The sequence below is a fragment of the Salinarchaeum laminariae genome (assembly GCF_023204835.1).
GTDB lineage: Archaea > Halobacteriota > Halobacteria > Halobacteriales > Salinarchaeaceae > Salinarchaeum > Salinarchaeum laminariae.
The window spans coordinates 2,923,888-2,940,076 of record NZ_CP096270.1; the positions used below are offsets into that span (position 1 = coordinate 2,923,888).

General features: G+C 61.0%; 6 protein-coding genes. 5 read left to right on the forward strand and 1 reads right to left on the reverse strand.

Features of this window, described 5'->3' with window-relative positions; all coding sequences use genetic code 11:
- Positions 1 to 369 precede the first annotated feature (369 nt).
- The 3 genes from MXF70_RS14030 (at position 370) to MXF70_RS14040 (ending at position 11,916) form a co-directional block, all read left to right on the forward strand.
- Positions 370 to 3,537, forward strand: a complete 3,168-nt coding sequence (locus tag MXF70_RS14030; RefSeq protein ID WP_248516289.1) for a PD-(D/E)XK nuclease family protein — start codon at positions 370 to 372, stop codon at positions 3,535 to 3,537.
- Positions 3,530 to 7,249, forward strand: a complete 3,720-nt coding sequence (locus MXF70_RS14035; RefSeq protein WP_248516290.1) for a UvrD-helicase domain-containing protein — start codon at positions 3,530 to 3,532, stop codon at positions 7,247 to 7,249. Before MXF70_RS14030 ends, MXF70_RS14035 begins: the two co-directional genes overlap by 8 nt.
- An 899-nt stretch (positions 7,250 to 8,148) precedes the next feature.
- Positions 8,149 to 11,916: a PKD domain-containing protein gene (locus tag MXF70_RS14040; protein ID WP_248516291.1), complete on the forward strand. Its 3,768-nt coding sequence runs from the start codon at positions 8,149 to 8,151 to the stop codon at positions 11,914 to 11,916.
- A gap of 187 nt (positions 11,917 to 12,103) precedes the next feature.
- Here MXF70_RS14040 and MXF70_RS14045 read toward each other — a convergent pair whose 3' ends face one another.
- The gene (locus MXF70_RS14045) at positions 12,104 to 12,589 is read right to left on the reverse strand and encodes a DUF8009 family protein (protein WP_248516292.1); all 486 of its coding nucleotides are present in this window, start codon (positions 12,587 to 12,589) and stop codon (positions 12,104 to 12,106) included.
- A 615-nt stretch (positions 12,590 to 13,204) separates the two neighbouring features.
- Between MXF70_RS14045 and MXF70_RS14050 the strand changes: the two genes are divergently transcribed.
- Positions 13,205 to 13,696 carry a hypothetical protein gene (locus tag MXF70_RS14050; RefSeq protein ID WP_248516293.1) on the forward strand — a complete coding sequence of 164 codons (492 nt, stop codon included), beginning with the start codon at positions 13,205 to 13,207 and terminating at the stop codon, positions 13,694 to 13,696.
- A 179-nt stretch (positions 13,697 to 13,875) separates the two neighbouring features.
- Complete coding sequence (locus MXF70_RS14055; RefSeq protein WP_248516294.1) at positions 13,876 to 16,149, forward strand: Aq_aa27 family P-loop NTPase; 2,274 nt, start codon at positions 13,876 to 13,878, stop codon at positions 16,147 to 16,149.
- Positions 16,150 to 16,189 lie beyond the last annotated feature (40 nt).

A 16,189-nucleotide genomic window follows, 5' to 3' on the forward strand; every position in this document is an offset into this window, starting at 1 on the left:
CAGATTGATTCACACCGACACTCTATTTCACTGTCACGTCCACGGCAACACACGGTAACCTAGGGTTGGTTATATACTTGTGGGTGGTTTCGTGGTTTTAGCGACAATTCAATATATTTAATCTCGACATCTGAAATATATCGAGTTTCATGGCCGTATCGCCTTTTTGCTATTCCTCATACATTATGAACAGATCCAATCGAAGACGAGTCTGTCCGATTACTGACCAATATCAGGAGAATCTCCGCACCCGCAATCGATCAGAGAGATCCATTGACGGTGGATCCCAAGAATAGAAGACCTCCCTCGCCCCACGGTTGCTCCCGCCACAATCTCCAAGTACCTCCCCGGAGACTTCATGTCCACCCGATGGTCGAGGGATCCATTTGCTATAGTCCGTCTTTCACCACGCTGCGAAACCACGCCTTCGACTGGCTCGACACGAACACTTCGAAAACACCAGAAAGCGCGTACTTTCTCGAGTCGAACGCGCATCAACGCGACGCGATCGCCGACGCGTGGCGCGGCGAGCACGACGCCCTTCGCCTCACCGTCACCGGAATCGCCGACTTCGCCGTCGACATCCACGAGCAACTCCACGGACCGTACCCTGGCCTCGAAACGCTCGAACGACGACGCACGATCGAACAGGCACTCCGTCGACTCAACGACACCGGCGCTCTCACCGACGCCCAGCAGTACACGCCGTCGATCTCGGAACTATTCCGCGAGCTCGAAGCAGACGGCGTTCATGACGTTTCAGAACTCACAGCACGGCTTGAGGATACCGACTGCACCGACCACCAGCGCACCGTCCTGACCGAAGCATTCGACGGGTACGTCGAACTCCGAGAACGAATCGCGCACCCCGAGGTCACGACACGGAACGAAAAGCTAGAAACCGTCGCACACACCGATCGCTCCCTTCGAGACGCACTCCCGCATCTCGATGCGATCGTCATCTCCAACCTCGAGAACCCCTCGATGACCGAACTTGCCGTTCTCGAACGGGTAGCCGAGGAGTTCCCAGTCCTCGTCCTCGTCCCAACGCCCACGCCCGAAACCCCGACCAACGGGGTTAGCACGGCGCTGGAGGATTGCATCACCGAGCTTCGAGCCCTCGGCTTCGACGAAACCTGCATCCCACCAGCCGGGGACCTGCCGCTTCGAGACGTGGCGACGAGCCTCTACCAGCCCGTCGACACGCCGGACACCCCGACATCGGAACTGTCCTGGCACAAAGCCCCCACTCCAGACCGGGAAATTCGGCACGTCGCCCGTCGCCTCCGGACACGCCTCGCCGACGACGAGTGCGACCCGGACGATCTGCTCGTGCTCGCCCCGGGGCTGCTGTCCTACCGTGATGGAATCGCGGACGTGTTCGACGCGTACGGCGTCGACCACGCGTACAACGTCAGTATCCTGTTGGAACGCACGTACGCAGGGCGCGCCGTGCTCGACATAGTCGAGTGCTGTGAGCACCCGCGAGCCGACAGGATCGCCGGACTCGTCAGCAATCCGCTCGTCGACATTCCCGGGACCGACCCGGTCGAACTCGCCGACGTGCAACGCCGCCTGTACACGACCAGCATCGATGCGTACATCGAGGAACTGGACGCGTCAACGAGCGGGATCGAGCAGTTCCTCGATCAGATCATGGCCGTCAGGCAAGCCGATGCGAACACGGTCGTCCCGGCCGTCCTGGACTTACTCCAGTACATCGGCCTCTCTGACGCCGTTGACACGCTGGACGCTTCAGGCGACATCAACGCCGGGTACGAAGCCCGCGCATACTCCAGAGTCGACGCGATTCTCGACTCCGTCCAGACCGTGTGCGAGGAATTCGACCCGGAGGAACCACTCGCGGAAGTCGGCACCGCGCTCGAAGGCGTCCGTATCGCGTCGCCAACGCAAGTGACAGATGGGCGCGTCGAAATCATCGGGCTCCAAGACGCCCCGATGGCCGACTTCGACGAACTGTACGTGCTGGGCGCGACTGCCGAGCATCTTTCGGGATCCGAAACGCGGCCGCGGTACTTCCAGGAACTCGGGGAGGCACTCGACGTGTTCGAACGCCACGCGAAGCGGGACATCGACCGGTACCGGTTCGGGACGCTGCTGGCCAACGCCCAACGCGTCCACATCACGACGCCGGAAGCGACGATCGATGATGACCCGTTGCTCATCTCACCGTTCGTTAACGAGCTTGCTCGCGTCACCGGCCTCGAACCAACCGGGACGATTCAGGATGAGCCTCGCGGCGCCAGGGAAGACCTGCAACGCGCCATGGCCGGCGCCGACCCCAGCACCCTCGAGACATCGCTCGCCACAGCCCGCGAGAACGGGCACGTCACTGAGGGCCACGTTCGAGCGGCAACGCGCGGCGCCGGGTGCGGTGCGAATCGCGGCGTGTCCGACCTGACCGAGCACGACGGGCAACTCGAAACGGAGACCCTCGAATCGCTGGGAGACAAGCTGACGAGTGCGCCGTACAGTTACAGTCGCCTCACGAAGTACGCCAAATGCGGGTTCAAATACTTGCTCAGCACCGGGTGGGGCCTCGACGAAGAGGACGACATCGAACCCGGCATGGACCCGTTGACCCTGGGATCGATCGTTCACGACACCGTCGAAGCGTTCTACCGCGACCTGCAATCCGAACCAGGTGACCCGATCAACCTCACCGAGCACGACCGCGACGAGCTTGAACGACGCCTCCTCACCGCGGCACGAACCGCCGTCAACGACGAGGACGTTGCGCTGCACGACGTGTTCGGCGAGAAAACCATGCACGCACTGTTCGCCGGACTCGCCTCCCCGGCCGAAAACGAGTACTACGGCCCGCCGGGCGGCGCCGAGTACGGCGACCCGGACGGCACGTTCGCCACATTCCTCGACGAAGAGTACGACCTCGCCGGCGACGGCCACCGACCCCTGTACTTCGAAGCAGACATCGGCGACGGAGACGGCGTCGACCTCCCGGACGGCCGCACACTCCCAGCTGCCGGGCGCATCGACCGCGTCGACGCCACACCGGACGGCCTCACCGTGTTCGACTACAAAGCCTCCAGCGTACACGGCGCACGGCGCCGCGAGAACCAGGCGCGCGATGGCGTCGACTTCCAACTCCCCATCTACTCACTCGGTGCCCGCGCACTCACCGACGACGACCTCGACCCGACCGACGTCGCCGCACGGTACTACATCATCAACGACAACCCGCAAGTCAAGCCACGACGAAGCCTCGCCGACCGATTCGACGACATCGACTACGACGCGTTCCTCACCGACGTGATCCCCGACCGACTCAACACCGCAGTCAACGCAATCGAGAACGGCGCATTCCACCCAGCCGTCGTCGGCGACGACACCGCGCAATGCTCCTACTGCGAGTTCAGCGACATCTGCGACGTCCGACACCACCGACGATACGACGTGATCGACCACATCGGCGACGCCGGACACCACGCGTACGTCCCGGCCGGTGCCAGCGGCGACGACCTCGAAGACCTCATCGGAGGGAGCGCCGATGAGTAACGACCCCAACGACGCGGATGACGTCTCGCTCACCGGCGAGCAACGCGACGCCCTAGCCCTTGACCGGAACATCGCCATCACGGCCGGCGCCGGCACCGGGAAAACCACGACACTCAAAGAACGCTACCGCGCAATCCTCGAATCCGACCCGACCGTCGGCCCGCAGAACATCCCGACACTCACCTTCACCACCGACGCGACGAGCGAGCTACGCGATGAGATCCGTGAGGTGATCGATGAGGAGCTCGCCGATGCCACCGGTGAGGAGTACGACCGGTGGCGCCAAGCCAAGGACGATCTCGAGGACGCGTACATTCACACGATTCACGCGTTCTGCAGCCGCATCCTTACAGAATTCGCCGTCGAAGCCGACGTCCACCCCGAGTTCGAAACCCTTGACGAAGGCGACGCCGACGACCTGCTGGACGAGGCCGTCACGGCAGTCCTCGACCAGTACGGCGTCGACAACGGCCCGCCACGCCCGGCCGGCCGCCTCAACCCCCTCGACCGCAACAGTTTCGACGCCGACCGCGAGTGGTCCTGGGACACGCACGAAGAACTCGCCACACTCACCCAACTCTACTCCCGATCCTCGCTCCAGTCCGCCCTTACGAGCCTGTTCAGCGAACGACCCGACACCGTCGAATGGGCCGACCAGTGGGCCGACAGCACCCCCGAGGCCTACCAGGACCACTGCGCGGAATTCATCGACGTCTCCATCCCGAAACCCGACGCCGACCAACTCCTCGACACGGACGACGCGCAGGCCGCCATCAAGGAGTTACTGCGCCTCGCCGACACCGACCTCGACGTTCCCGACGACGACAACGGCAAGGCACTCCTCAACGACCTCACCGGATTCCTCCGCAACACCGGCGCCCACACCGAGGACGGCGCCCCGGCAGACCGGCAGCGATTCTGCCTCACACTCGCCAACGCCGTCACCACCAGCGACGGCGACCGTTACTCCCGGTCGCACTACTACGCCGGGACCAAAGGCAACTGGAGCAGCCACACCGACGAGCAACAAGCCCTCCAAGACGCGCTCGACACGCTCACCGCGCTCATCGAACCCGAGGACAGGAACCTCGATCACGACCCTGTCGTCGAGCGCAACGCCGCGCGGCAAGCCATCGCCCTCGCCCGCGTCTTCCAAGTCACACGCGCCGAGTACCAGGCCCGGAAACAACGCCGCACCGCGCTGGACTACTCCGATCTGATCGGCGGCGCGATCGAATTCCTCGAAACCCACGACGACGCCCGCCAAACCCTCCGCGACCAGTTCGCGTACATCATGGTCGACGAAGTCCAGGACACCGACCCGCGGCAATGGCACCTCATCAAACTCCTCTCCGGCGACGACCCCGACCGGTTCGACGGGCAGAACGTGTTCCTCGTCGGCGACGAAAAACAGAGCATCTACCGGTTCCGCGACGCCGACGTCACACAGTTCCGCGACGCCCGCACCACACTCATCACCGACAACCCGCCCGGCATCGACGGCGACCTCGAACTCACCGGCAACTTCCGCACCCTCGACACCACACTCACCATCATCAACGAACTCTTCGAGGAGATCCTCCAACCAGCCAACCGAGACACAAACACCCCCGCGCACGAACCCTACGAAGCCCAACCACAACCCCTCACCGCCAACCGCGACGAGGGAACCAACGTCGAAGGCACCGTCGAGTACCTGCTCGTCCCGAACGACGAAGACGCAGACGCCGCGCTCGGCCTCGAGGACACGTGGTACACGGACGACGAGTACCTCTCCCGCGCCGAACGCGAAGCCACCGCCATCACCGCCCACCTCACGAATCTGTTCGCGGGCGACACTGAGGTGTACGACCCCGACGCGGGCGACTACGTGACCGCCCAGCCCGAGCACGTCGCGCTCCTCTTCCGCTCCTCGCGTCGCCTCGACGCGTTCGAACGCGAACTCGACGCCAACCACATTCCCTACACGAACCTTGCAGGCAGCGGGTTCTACGAAACCCCGGAAGTCCGCCCGCTCATCAACCTGCTCCGCGTGTTCGAAGACCCGCACGCCGACATCCCGCTGTACGGCGTGCTCCGCTCCCCACTATTCGGATTCACCGACAACGACCTCGCCGCCGCCTACCAATCCGACACGCCGCTGTGGGACGCCCTCGAAACCGCGACGCCCGACCTCCAATCCGCCCGTCACCAACTTCAAGCGTGGCGCGACGCCGCCGGCGCCGGCACCGACCCGACCGTAGGGCAATGGAGCACGCTGCTCTCCCGCATCATCGACGACACCGCCTACCTCATCAGCATCGGCGCCGACGACCGCCCCCAGCAAGCCGTCGCCAACGTCGAAAAATTCCGCCAACAACTCCGCAACTGGGAAGAAGGCAACGCCACGCCCATCACCGCACTCCTCAACCGGATCAAACGCGCCCGCGACGGCACCGACGACCCCAGCAAAGCCACCATCCCCGGCGACATCGACGGCGTCCAACTCCGCACCATCCACTCCGCCAAAGGCCTCGAATTCCCCATCACCATCGTCCCCGAACTCACCCGCCGCTTCAACCACCAGTCACGCATCACCAAAGCCCACCTCGAACGCATCAACGACGACCCAGTCCTCGCCCTCAAAGCCCCCAGCCGCGACACCGTCTTCGACGACACCAAAACCGCCACGTACCGGCACATCCGCGACCACTACCAGCGCCGCGAACGCGCCGAGCAACGCCGCCTCCTCTACGTCGCCGCCACACGCGCCCGCGACCACCTCATCCTCACCGGCACCCACAGCACCGACCCAGACACCGACACCGGGCTCGAATCCGCCGGCGACTGGGACGACGCCAGCTCCTGGAACGACTGGACCCAACCCACGCTCCTCAACATCCCCGACCTCACCGCCCAACTCGCCGCCAACGACGCCATCAACGTCAACATCGGTACCGAGCAATACACGATCCGCCGACCCCCCGAACCACGCGACTGGACCCCTTCAGGCGCCGACGACACCATCCCCTCCGACATCGAACTTCCGGAACCCGCCAGGGCACTGCAGAAACTCCGCCTATCTGCCTCCCAGTTCCGCGACCGACTCACCGACACTCCGACCCGACCCGACATCCTCCGCGAACCCGACACCGACCAGACCAACACAGGGCACATCAACGCCGACCCCGCCATCGAGAGTGACACGCTCGGCACCATCGTCCACAAACTCTGCGAACTCACCCCGCCCCGCGACGGCTGGGACCCCATCATCCGCCGCACCGTCGACGACCCGGACGCACTCACCGACACCGACATCCAAACCATCAAACGCCACACCGACGCCGGCCTCACCGCACTCCAAGACCTCGAAGCCACCCACGACATCCGGTCCCGACACGACGAACTCACCGTCACCCTCAACCTCGACACCGCCACGATCGTCGGCGACATCGACCACCTCTCCGTCACCGACACCGGGTACCTCGTCGCAGACTACAAGACCAGCAGTCTGTCTGGGGAATCGATCGCCAGCTACACCGAACACTACCTCCCACAGCTCCTCGCGTACGCCGGCGCCCTCTTCGAAAACGACCACGATGCCCAACAGGTCACGATCGCACTCATTTATACCGACACCGGCGACGTTCGTCACCGCACGTTAACCCGGCCAGACGTGGAACACCTCCTCAAGTGGGCGGAAGGAGAACTCTCCAGCGAACGGCTCCAATAAGAAACTGCGTATACCGTATCTGCTGAGGGTGGAATCCGTGTCTTACGTCTCAATCAGGTGGCCGAACTCCTCAATGAGCAAGCCGCCATCGATTCCTTTCTCTTCGCACCAATCGAGGGCTTCGTCCTCGGAGAATGGTTTGATCACTATCCCGCCAGCGTACCTGCTGTTGACCTTCCTCGCGTAGATCGTGTTTGCGCCGCCTTCTCCGCGAAGGAAGTACTCCCCATCGTCCGTTCAATACAACGTTTCGATGAAGTAGTTGAAATCCGACGTAGTTGATCGTGAACTCGGAGACCAGTCCGCGATCGCCGACCTCATCGACTGCACGGTGATGCAGAAACCCAGGCAGCGTGTCGCACGCGTATCGGCCTCATTGGTGTGAACGAACAGCGACTCCGTGGGTACAACGCCAAGTTCAATCCGGTGGTGTGGACCCACTACTGCTTGACGTCCAGTTCGACACCCACCGACGAGGTCACAGCAGTGTACAAATGCGCTCAGTGAGCCGACCGATCATGGTCTCCAGCCTGGTGCTCGAACGGGACGGCGCGTTCGGTCGAATCCCAACCAGCGCAAGCACCAGTGCTGCCGGTCAAACGGTCCCTACTGTGACGTGCACGTACGACCCTCGTGGATCCCGCCAGCATACAATCGCACGCCGGCTGCTCCACGAACGACCATCACATGGGTCGCAGTCCCGTCCCGGAACGCTACGAATACTTGCCACCTGGTCCACCCGCGTTAGCGATCTATAACAAAGGGGGAATCCTGCTGTGCATCCGGTAGCTGCAGCGGACCGCGAATCCCGCGGACGTTCGCACGCTGCTCTACCATGACACCGACTTCGTACCATCGCTCGAACTGCGCACGAACACCCCCGTACCGGAGAATCACCGATGACTGACAGCGAACGACAATCGAAGACGATAGCGACAGTCGTCACGCTCGCGATTCTTGCCGTCGCGCTGCTCGCGTTGACACCGACAGCGATCGCTGCCCCCGACTCGTACACGGTCGAACAGGGCGACCAGTGTATCGACGTCGATCCCATCGGCGACGGGAGTCAATCCGTCGAGGAGTTCTACGACTACCGGTCCAACCAGACAGACCCTGAAGGGGTCTTCAGCTCCTACGGAACTGGAGAGTACCAGCGGGACAACACGAGCACGATGTTGCTCTACAACGGCTCCGAAGGGACGAGCCTCGTGTTCATTCACGAGAAGCTCCACAACCCCGAGGAGAACGGGACCAACGGGAGCTCGATTACGTTCAACGTCACCGGTATCGAGCCTGGTGACGGCTGGGCCGTCGAGGATGACGATTACGTCAATCTAGACGACACGTTCGAACACGGAGAAACGTACAGCAGGATGAACTGGGTATGGGCACAGGGACGGACCGACGGCGGCGCGTATCGCGGCCTCGGCAACGACACCGACATCCGGATCGATCCGGCGTTCAACGAGGCCGCCGACGAACGGTACAATGGCTACAAGTACACCGGCTGGGTCCACGACTGGGAAGTCGCAGAGGGAGCGAGCGACGACGAACGGACAACGCTCGGGAGCCTGGAGGAGTCAGTAACCGTCCAGGCCGGGTACTGCGCAGACGCCCCCACCGCCGACTTCGAAGTGAACGACACGACACCGCCGACGGCCGTCGGTGAAACCGTGACGCTGGATGCCGGCAGCTCTGACGCGGACGCCGAGATCGATCGCTACGAGTGGGACTTCACTAGTAACGGCACGGTCGACGAAACGACGAACGAATCCGAGATCAACCACGCGTTCGAGACGGCTGGCAAACACGACGTCACCGTCACCGTCGTCGACATTCACGGACAGACAGACTCGGCAACTCGATCCGTCGAGGTCCTCAACGAGACGCCGCCGAACGCAAGCCTTGACGCTCCTGACGCCGGCGTCATTGGCGACGACCTCACCTTCGACGGCTCCGGAAGTACTGACGACATCGGTATCGAAACCTACGAATGGAACTTCGGCGACGGCACGACGATCGCCAACGGGAACGACACGGAGACCCACGCCTACGACGAGCCCGGAACCTATACAGTCGAACTCACAACGGTAGACAGCTCGGGCAACGCCAACACCAGTACCGCGACCGTCGTCGTCGATCCGATTCCGCCGACCGCAACCCTCGACGCACCCGAATCATCAACGGTCGGCGAGACGGTGACGCTTGACGCGAGCAACTCGGACGCCGATCCTGACGCCAGCTACGAGTGGCTGATCGACGGAGAGTCCGTGACGACGACCGACAGCCCGACCTACGATCACACGTTCACCGCAAACGGGAGCTACCCTGTCCAGGTGAACGTGTCAGACGAGTACGGGACCGACACCGCCAACACCACGATCACGGTGACGGAACCTGCCACTCCGTCCGAACCGACCGCAGCACTGGACGAGATCGAGAATACAACCGTCGGCAGCACGGTGCACTTCAACGCGAGCGCTTCGGACGGTGACATCGTCACCTACGAATGGGACTTCGGCGATGGACACACAACCGAAACCGAGACGAACTCAAACACCCACGTCTACGACGCGCCAGGCACCTACACCGTCGAACTCACAGTCGTCAACGACGACGGCCACACGGACACCACGTCGACGACCGTCAAAATCGTCGAGTCCCCAGAACCGCCAGTCGCACGGCTGGACACACCCGAGTCAGCAACGGTCGGCGAGACGGTGACGCTTGACGCAAGCAACTCAGACGCCGGTCCTGACGCCAGCTACGAGTGGCTGATCGACGGAGAGTCCGTGACGACGACCGACAGCCCGACCTACGATCACACGTTCACCGCAAACGGGAGCTACCCTGTCCAGGTGAACGTAACAGACGAGTACGGGACCGACACTGCCAACACCACGATCACGGTCACGGAAGCTACTCCGTCCGAGCCGACCGCAGCACTGGAGGAAGTCGAGGAAGTGACCGCCGGCAGTAAAGTCCACTTCGACGCGAGCGCTTCAGACGGCGACGTCGTCACCTACAAATGGGACTTCGGCGACGGACACACAACCGAAACCAACACTCACTCAACCTCCCACGTCTACGACACGCCGGGCACCTACACAGTCGAGCTTACGGTCATCAACGACGACGGCCACACGGACACCACGTCCACGACCGTCAAAATCGTCAAGTCCCCGGATCCACCAGTCGCACGGCTGGACGCACCCGACACCGTCGTTCCTGGGAAGATCGTGACACTGAACGCCAGCGCATCGGACGTCGGCCCCGGTGCAACCTACGAATGGATCGTCGAGGGCGAATCGAAGAAGACGACCGACGGTCGCTCAACGTTCCGCCTCTCCTTCACCGCGGGCGAGTATGACCTCCGCGTGAAGGCCTCCGACGAGGGAGGCACCGACACAGCCAACCGCACCATCACCGTCGAGGAGGAGACGGACGACTCCGACGACGAAAGTGACAACACCAGTGGTTCCGACGACGAGACCGACAACTCCGGCGTTTCCGGCGGATACGCGCCGCCATCACCACCAAGCGAGCCAGTCGAGACGAGCGCCGAGATGGTGAACGGGACGCTGATCGTCACTGCCGAGGGAGGGATCGAGGCCGGCGAGCCGTTCGACGTCAACCTCTCGACAGCGGACTCGATAGCCCCTGACGCGATCGACTACAGATCACTCGAAGTAACCCCCGCGGAGGATGCGGAGACGATGACAATCGAGTTCAAACCGGCAGCAAGCGACGTCCCCGGCCGATTCTCCCAATCGCCGGCGATCGCCGCGAACACCTCACACGATGTCGATAGCATCGCGTACGAATTCGCGATCAGCACCAACATCCTGGACGCGGCTGGCGTGTCGCCGAGCAATCTCACCGCGTACACGAGCGCGGACGGCGACGAGTGGACGGCGATCGAAACCGACGCCGAGAACGACGGTGATGACGTCCTCGTCTCGGGCAGGGTAGACGGAGACGACGCGCTCGGCATCGGAGCAACTGGATCGGCGCTGTTCCTGAGCGACGTCACGACGAACGGACTCCTCACGGACGGAACGATCGATCTCGTGGCCACGGTACGGAACACGGGGACCGAGCAGGGCGAAGCGACCATTCCGATCAAGGTCGGTGACGACAATGCAGTCAGTGAATCAATTACACTCGACGCCGACGAAGAAGGAGTCATCGAAACGACCGTTCCACTGGCATCGGCGACGAACGACGCCGTTCACGTCGGCGGCGTACGCACCGAACTGGCAGTCGTCACCGTCGCTGATCTCACGGTCCCGTCGACTCCAGCGCCCAACAAGTCGGCGACAGTGGAGGCGACGCTGGTGAACCACGGTACCACGACCGCCGAGTTCGATGCCGAACTCGTCGTCGACGACGCGGTTGCGACCACCGAACCGGTCGTCATCGAACCAGGCGAACAGACGACTGTCGCATTCGATCACCAGTTCGGACCCGCCGACACCTACGAAATCGCCGTCGGAAACGCCACTGAGTCGGTTCACGTCGAAGAGCGCGACAGCTTCGACGGCAACGACGACAACGACGATGATGAGGGATCGAGCGATCCCACCAGCGGCTTCGGCATGCTAGCCGCACTCTGTGCGGTGATCGGTGCACTAGGCGTGCTCGGTCGCAAACGGCTCCGTCAGTAACGACGGAGCAACCACGCCATCACGCGGCGCGAATCGATCGACCCGGCAAAGCGCCGATACAGCGCCCGTGAAGTCTCCACAACTGCAATCAACCCCAGAAAGACCGGTCCGTACCACGTCACGGTATCAGTCGTCGATATTCAGTTCTGCCTGGCGGGCCGCTTCTCGAATTGCTCCTAACTGATCCCTATCCGTCTTTGTACTGTACCGTTACGATATTTGGAGGACTGCGCTCGAAATCAGAATTGTTGATATCTACCTCGCTGAGAAGATTACTTCGGACGTAATCTTCCCACCACTCGTAGGCCATCTCGACACTCTCCGAGATTTCTTCTCCACTCGGATCATCCATATGCTCATTCGCCTGGGCGTGATATTCATTTCGAGTACGAGGTTCGGCTTGGTCCCGGTCTTCAACAAAGACGACTGGATCAATGTGAAACGGGTACGGTTTCCGATCATAACGTGTCCCTCGCTCCCTATAGAATAGAGATGCTTCCGACGTTTGCTCAAACTGCGGCTTTACCCGAAGAACAGCGTCCCGACGGTTCTTATACCCTTCTGGCCGGCGATTAAATCGCAACGCTTCAACGATCTCATCGACACTCACAATAAGTGTCTCAATCTGATTTTGCGGCGGCGCATCGGTATTAACGTGATTTGTGTTCTGCATAGGGTTATCACCCGAACAGGGTAAACCTCCACTCTGACTTAAAAGATTGTCCTGGTATAGATACATACATCGAATCTTAAGCCCAATAACCACACAAACACGGACTGTGGGTGCGGTGGACGGACTCACAGCACGACCATATCGCCCATTGATTTTCAGATCGGCCACTGTGAGAGCGCGATGTAGAATGATATCTGTGAAACCGCAAGAAGGCCATGCGATCATTCCTACTTATGGGGCGCCATGGAATCTAGGGAGACCCGACACGGCCCCCAGCAGAGAGAAGCCAACACGTGTTCCCATCGTGAATGGATCCAGTGTCGACATACATCCAGTCGTATTCCCCTCCTGCGATTACATAGATTCCATTGAGGAACTCGCCCGCGAGCCTTGAGCATAGCTGGCTCTGCGGCCATGGATCCGGATAATCCGTTGATCGGGGAGCAGATTCTAGTAATCCATTGCGATCTGCCGAACCTGGCCAACAATATTCCCCGATATATAGATTGGAAATTGTAAAGGAGCCCTCAGTAGAGAACATCAGATATTAACGACGCGGATTATTGCTCTCAGGGCAAGGTCTTTTTAACAAATAGTTTCTTCAGGGTTGTGCAGATGGTAGCTAATCCAGATGACAAATCGCGGTCCGAGCAAGAACCGAACTCCCGACACTACGGGAATGAGCAAAGCACAGACGACGTGTTCGAGAACCCTCACAATCCGAAGTCAGGAGAACTGGCCGAAGCACTCGCAGCTACGGCCCACCTCACAGAAGCTGAAGCACGCGGCTTCGCATGGGGCGTCCACGACAACTTTCCCCCTGTCCCCCACGATTCGGACGAAGCGGACGACGTGATCCAGACGATTGGATTCGACGACATGGCTGAGTTCGAGGACGCAGCGCAGCGGGGGAAGGAGAAGGTTGGTGACGCCATCTGGATCTCCGAACTGATCGACGCGTACCGATTCCACGATCTCCCCGAATGCCGCGAATGTGGCACCGAAATCGACGGCCCGGCCATTAGCCCGGAAGACGAGTCAGGGATCATCTGTGCAAACTGCACAGACAAAGACCTGACCGTTGAGGACCCGGGACAGCAACACTAAGCGCCGTCCTCGACGACCTTATCCAGATTCCATTCACCCTCACCAGCAACTGGAATATCCAGAATACGCGATTTATAGAGGACGACGCCGACTGGTCATTGGTGTTTCCGAGCGTCGACGGCTAGCTTTACTATCAGTCTGCGGCGCGGATTTATTCGTGTTACGCGAGTGAAGTTTGTATGGATGAGCTGACGGCGAATATCTCGTTCGACCGGTTTGCGGACATGCCGGAGTTCTACGGCTCAGGTGCAGCCGGGTATCGCTTGGCGATGGTGAAAGAACGGGACGATTTCCTCGACCTGTTCGAAGGTGCCCGCCATGTGGATGCGGTGACGTACGCGGAGACACCTGAGCTGATGGTGCAAATGTTGACAGAGTATGAGATCGATTCGCTGGACGTACTCATCGGGAACGCTGAAGAGTACGCGGACCAGGTGAATGAAGTCTCGACGGCCAGGTCACTCGTCCGGCTTCGGGAAGATGACCGTCTCACTGTTCGGCTGAAGAATCGGAAGACCGTCCACTCGAAGATCTACCGGATCGTGATGCCCGACGATACAGTGAAGCTCGTGCAAGGCTCCGCGAACCTCTCCCGGAATTCATGGGAGTACCACACGAATCAGATCTCCGTTTTCACGACCGAAGTCGGAACGCAACTGGACGATGAATTCCTGGCATTCATCGACGAGTACCGCGAGGGATACAGCGACCAAACGCTTCTTGATGGACTGATCGACGCGCTCGAGGACGCTGATTCACCCGAAGAACGGGAGAACCGAATTGAGTACTGGGTCGGCGCCGGCGATCTCGACGTGAGCGACACAGCAGCGTTGAACCAGGATGCCGTCGAGGATATGAAAGACATCGCCGACCACGTCACCGCAGTGGTGGACGATCCGGCGGAGTCCGACGAGACTGTCGCGTTCGTCGAAGAACCAGAGAATGCTGACCGGAACGTCGTCGATCCCGACGATTCTCCAGACAGGGAGGACTCCGAAGATACGGGTGAGAGCGAGGATCCGCCGGACGTCGGACTCGTCGAATCAGACCATGAAACGGACTTGACGGATACGCTCGACAGGCCCCGAGTTCGTGCGCCCGACGAAAAAATCCGAATGGGGACCAGCAAGGTCGACAAGGACACTGCCGACCAGTTCGGGACCGGGCTTCGTGACCGTGGTGCGACGATCGAGGATCACAGCATCACCGCGCCGCTGAGCGCGTACAATAACCAGGTCAAGGAATCGACGGCTATTCCGACGATGTCAGTCCTGCCTGAGGCTGAGCAGGTCGTGATCGGGGAGGATGACGAGATGATTCTCGTCGCCACCGACGAACCGACGCCCGAAGTCCTGAATCACTGTCTCGAAACCATCGAGAACTACATCCAGACCGTCGACGATCACGGCCACACCCAATCCGAGACTGCGGTGATGGCGCAGATGTACGAAGCGTTCCTCTATGGGTTCTGGGCGCCGTTCGCCAACCAGTACGCCGACGCGATGTCCTCACCCTCGCGGACGCTCGATAACGTCCTGCAACACCTCTACATCGAAGGGAAGAGCGACGCCGGAAAGGACAAGCTCACCGAGTACATCCTTCGGCTCGTCTCCGACAACACGGTTATCTCCGGCGTAGACGCTGACGACGTCGGCGTCAAGGAGGTTCGCGGAGTCCGCGAGTGGGATACATGCTTCCCGTACGCCATCATCGACGCGGAGAAAGAGAAGATACAGCGGTGGAGCCCGATCCGGAACTACTGGGGAGACTGGACGCCGACCAACGTCGACCAGCCGTGCCTGATATTCACCACGAACGACGCGCTCCCGAAATCCGAGTTCAGGAACCGAATGAAGATCCTGAGTATGGACGTCTCCTTCCCTTCGAACCCCGAAGACCCGGGCTTCCGCGAAGCCCAAGAGGATCTGGCAGCCGTACTGGAGCGCCAGAACCCGATCTTCAGTTACGTCGCTCGCCGGATGCTCACCGAACAACCGTGGACGGACGGGAACGGCACAATTGAAGACGTCCGTCGGATCGTCCGCGAGTTCTACAACGAAGCGGGTCGGGAGCAACCGGAGTACTTCCCCGCCGAAGAGCCAGCTGAAAAGACGTACGACACGGGCCGACTGAAATGGCAACGCGATATCGAAGGTGGCCGCGTCACGTTCGAGTCCGAACCTGACGCGATCACGGCAGACTTCGAACGCGAAGAATACGAAGTGTACGACTACGAGAAGCGCCTCCCCAAACGGTTCATGTCCGAAAAATCCTCCACCAGCGTCTACATTGGCGCACCAGAAGACTTCGCCGAATGGATTGGGTACTCCGTCGACGAGCTTCTGAATGACACTACCGAAACTGATGGAGACACCGTGCAGTCGACTGAGACACAAGACATGGTTGAGGAGAACAACTCTGGCGGTTTCTTCTCCCGACTGTTCGGTGATTAGTGGCCACAGCATCCATCGCACGACCACCGCTCATTTCCAG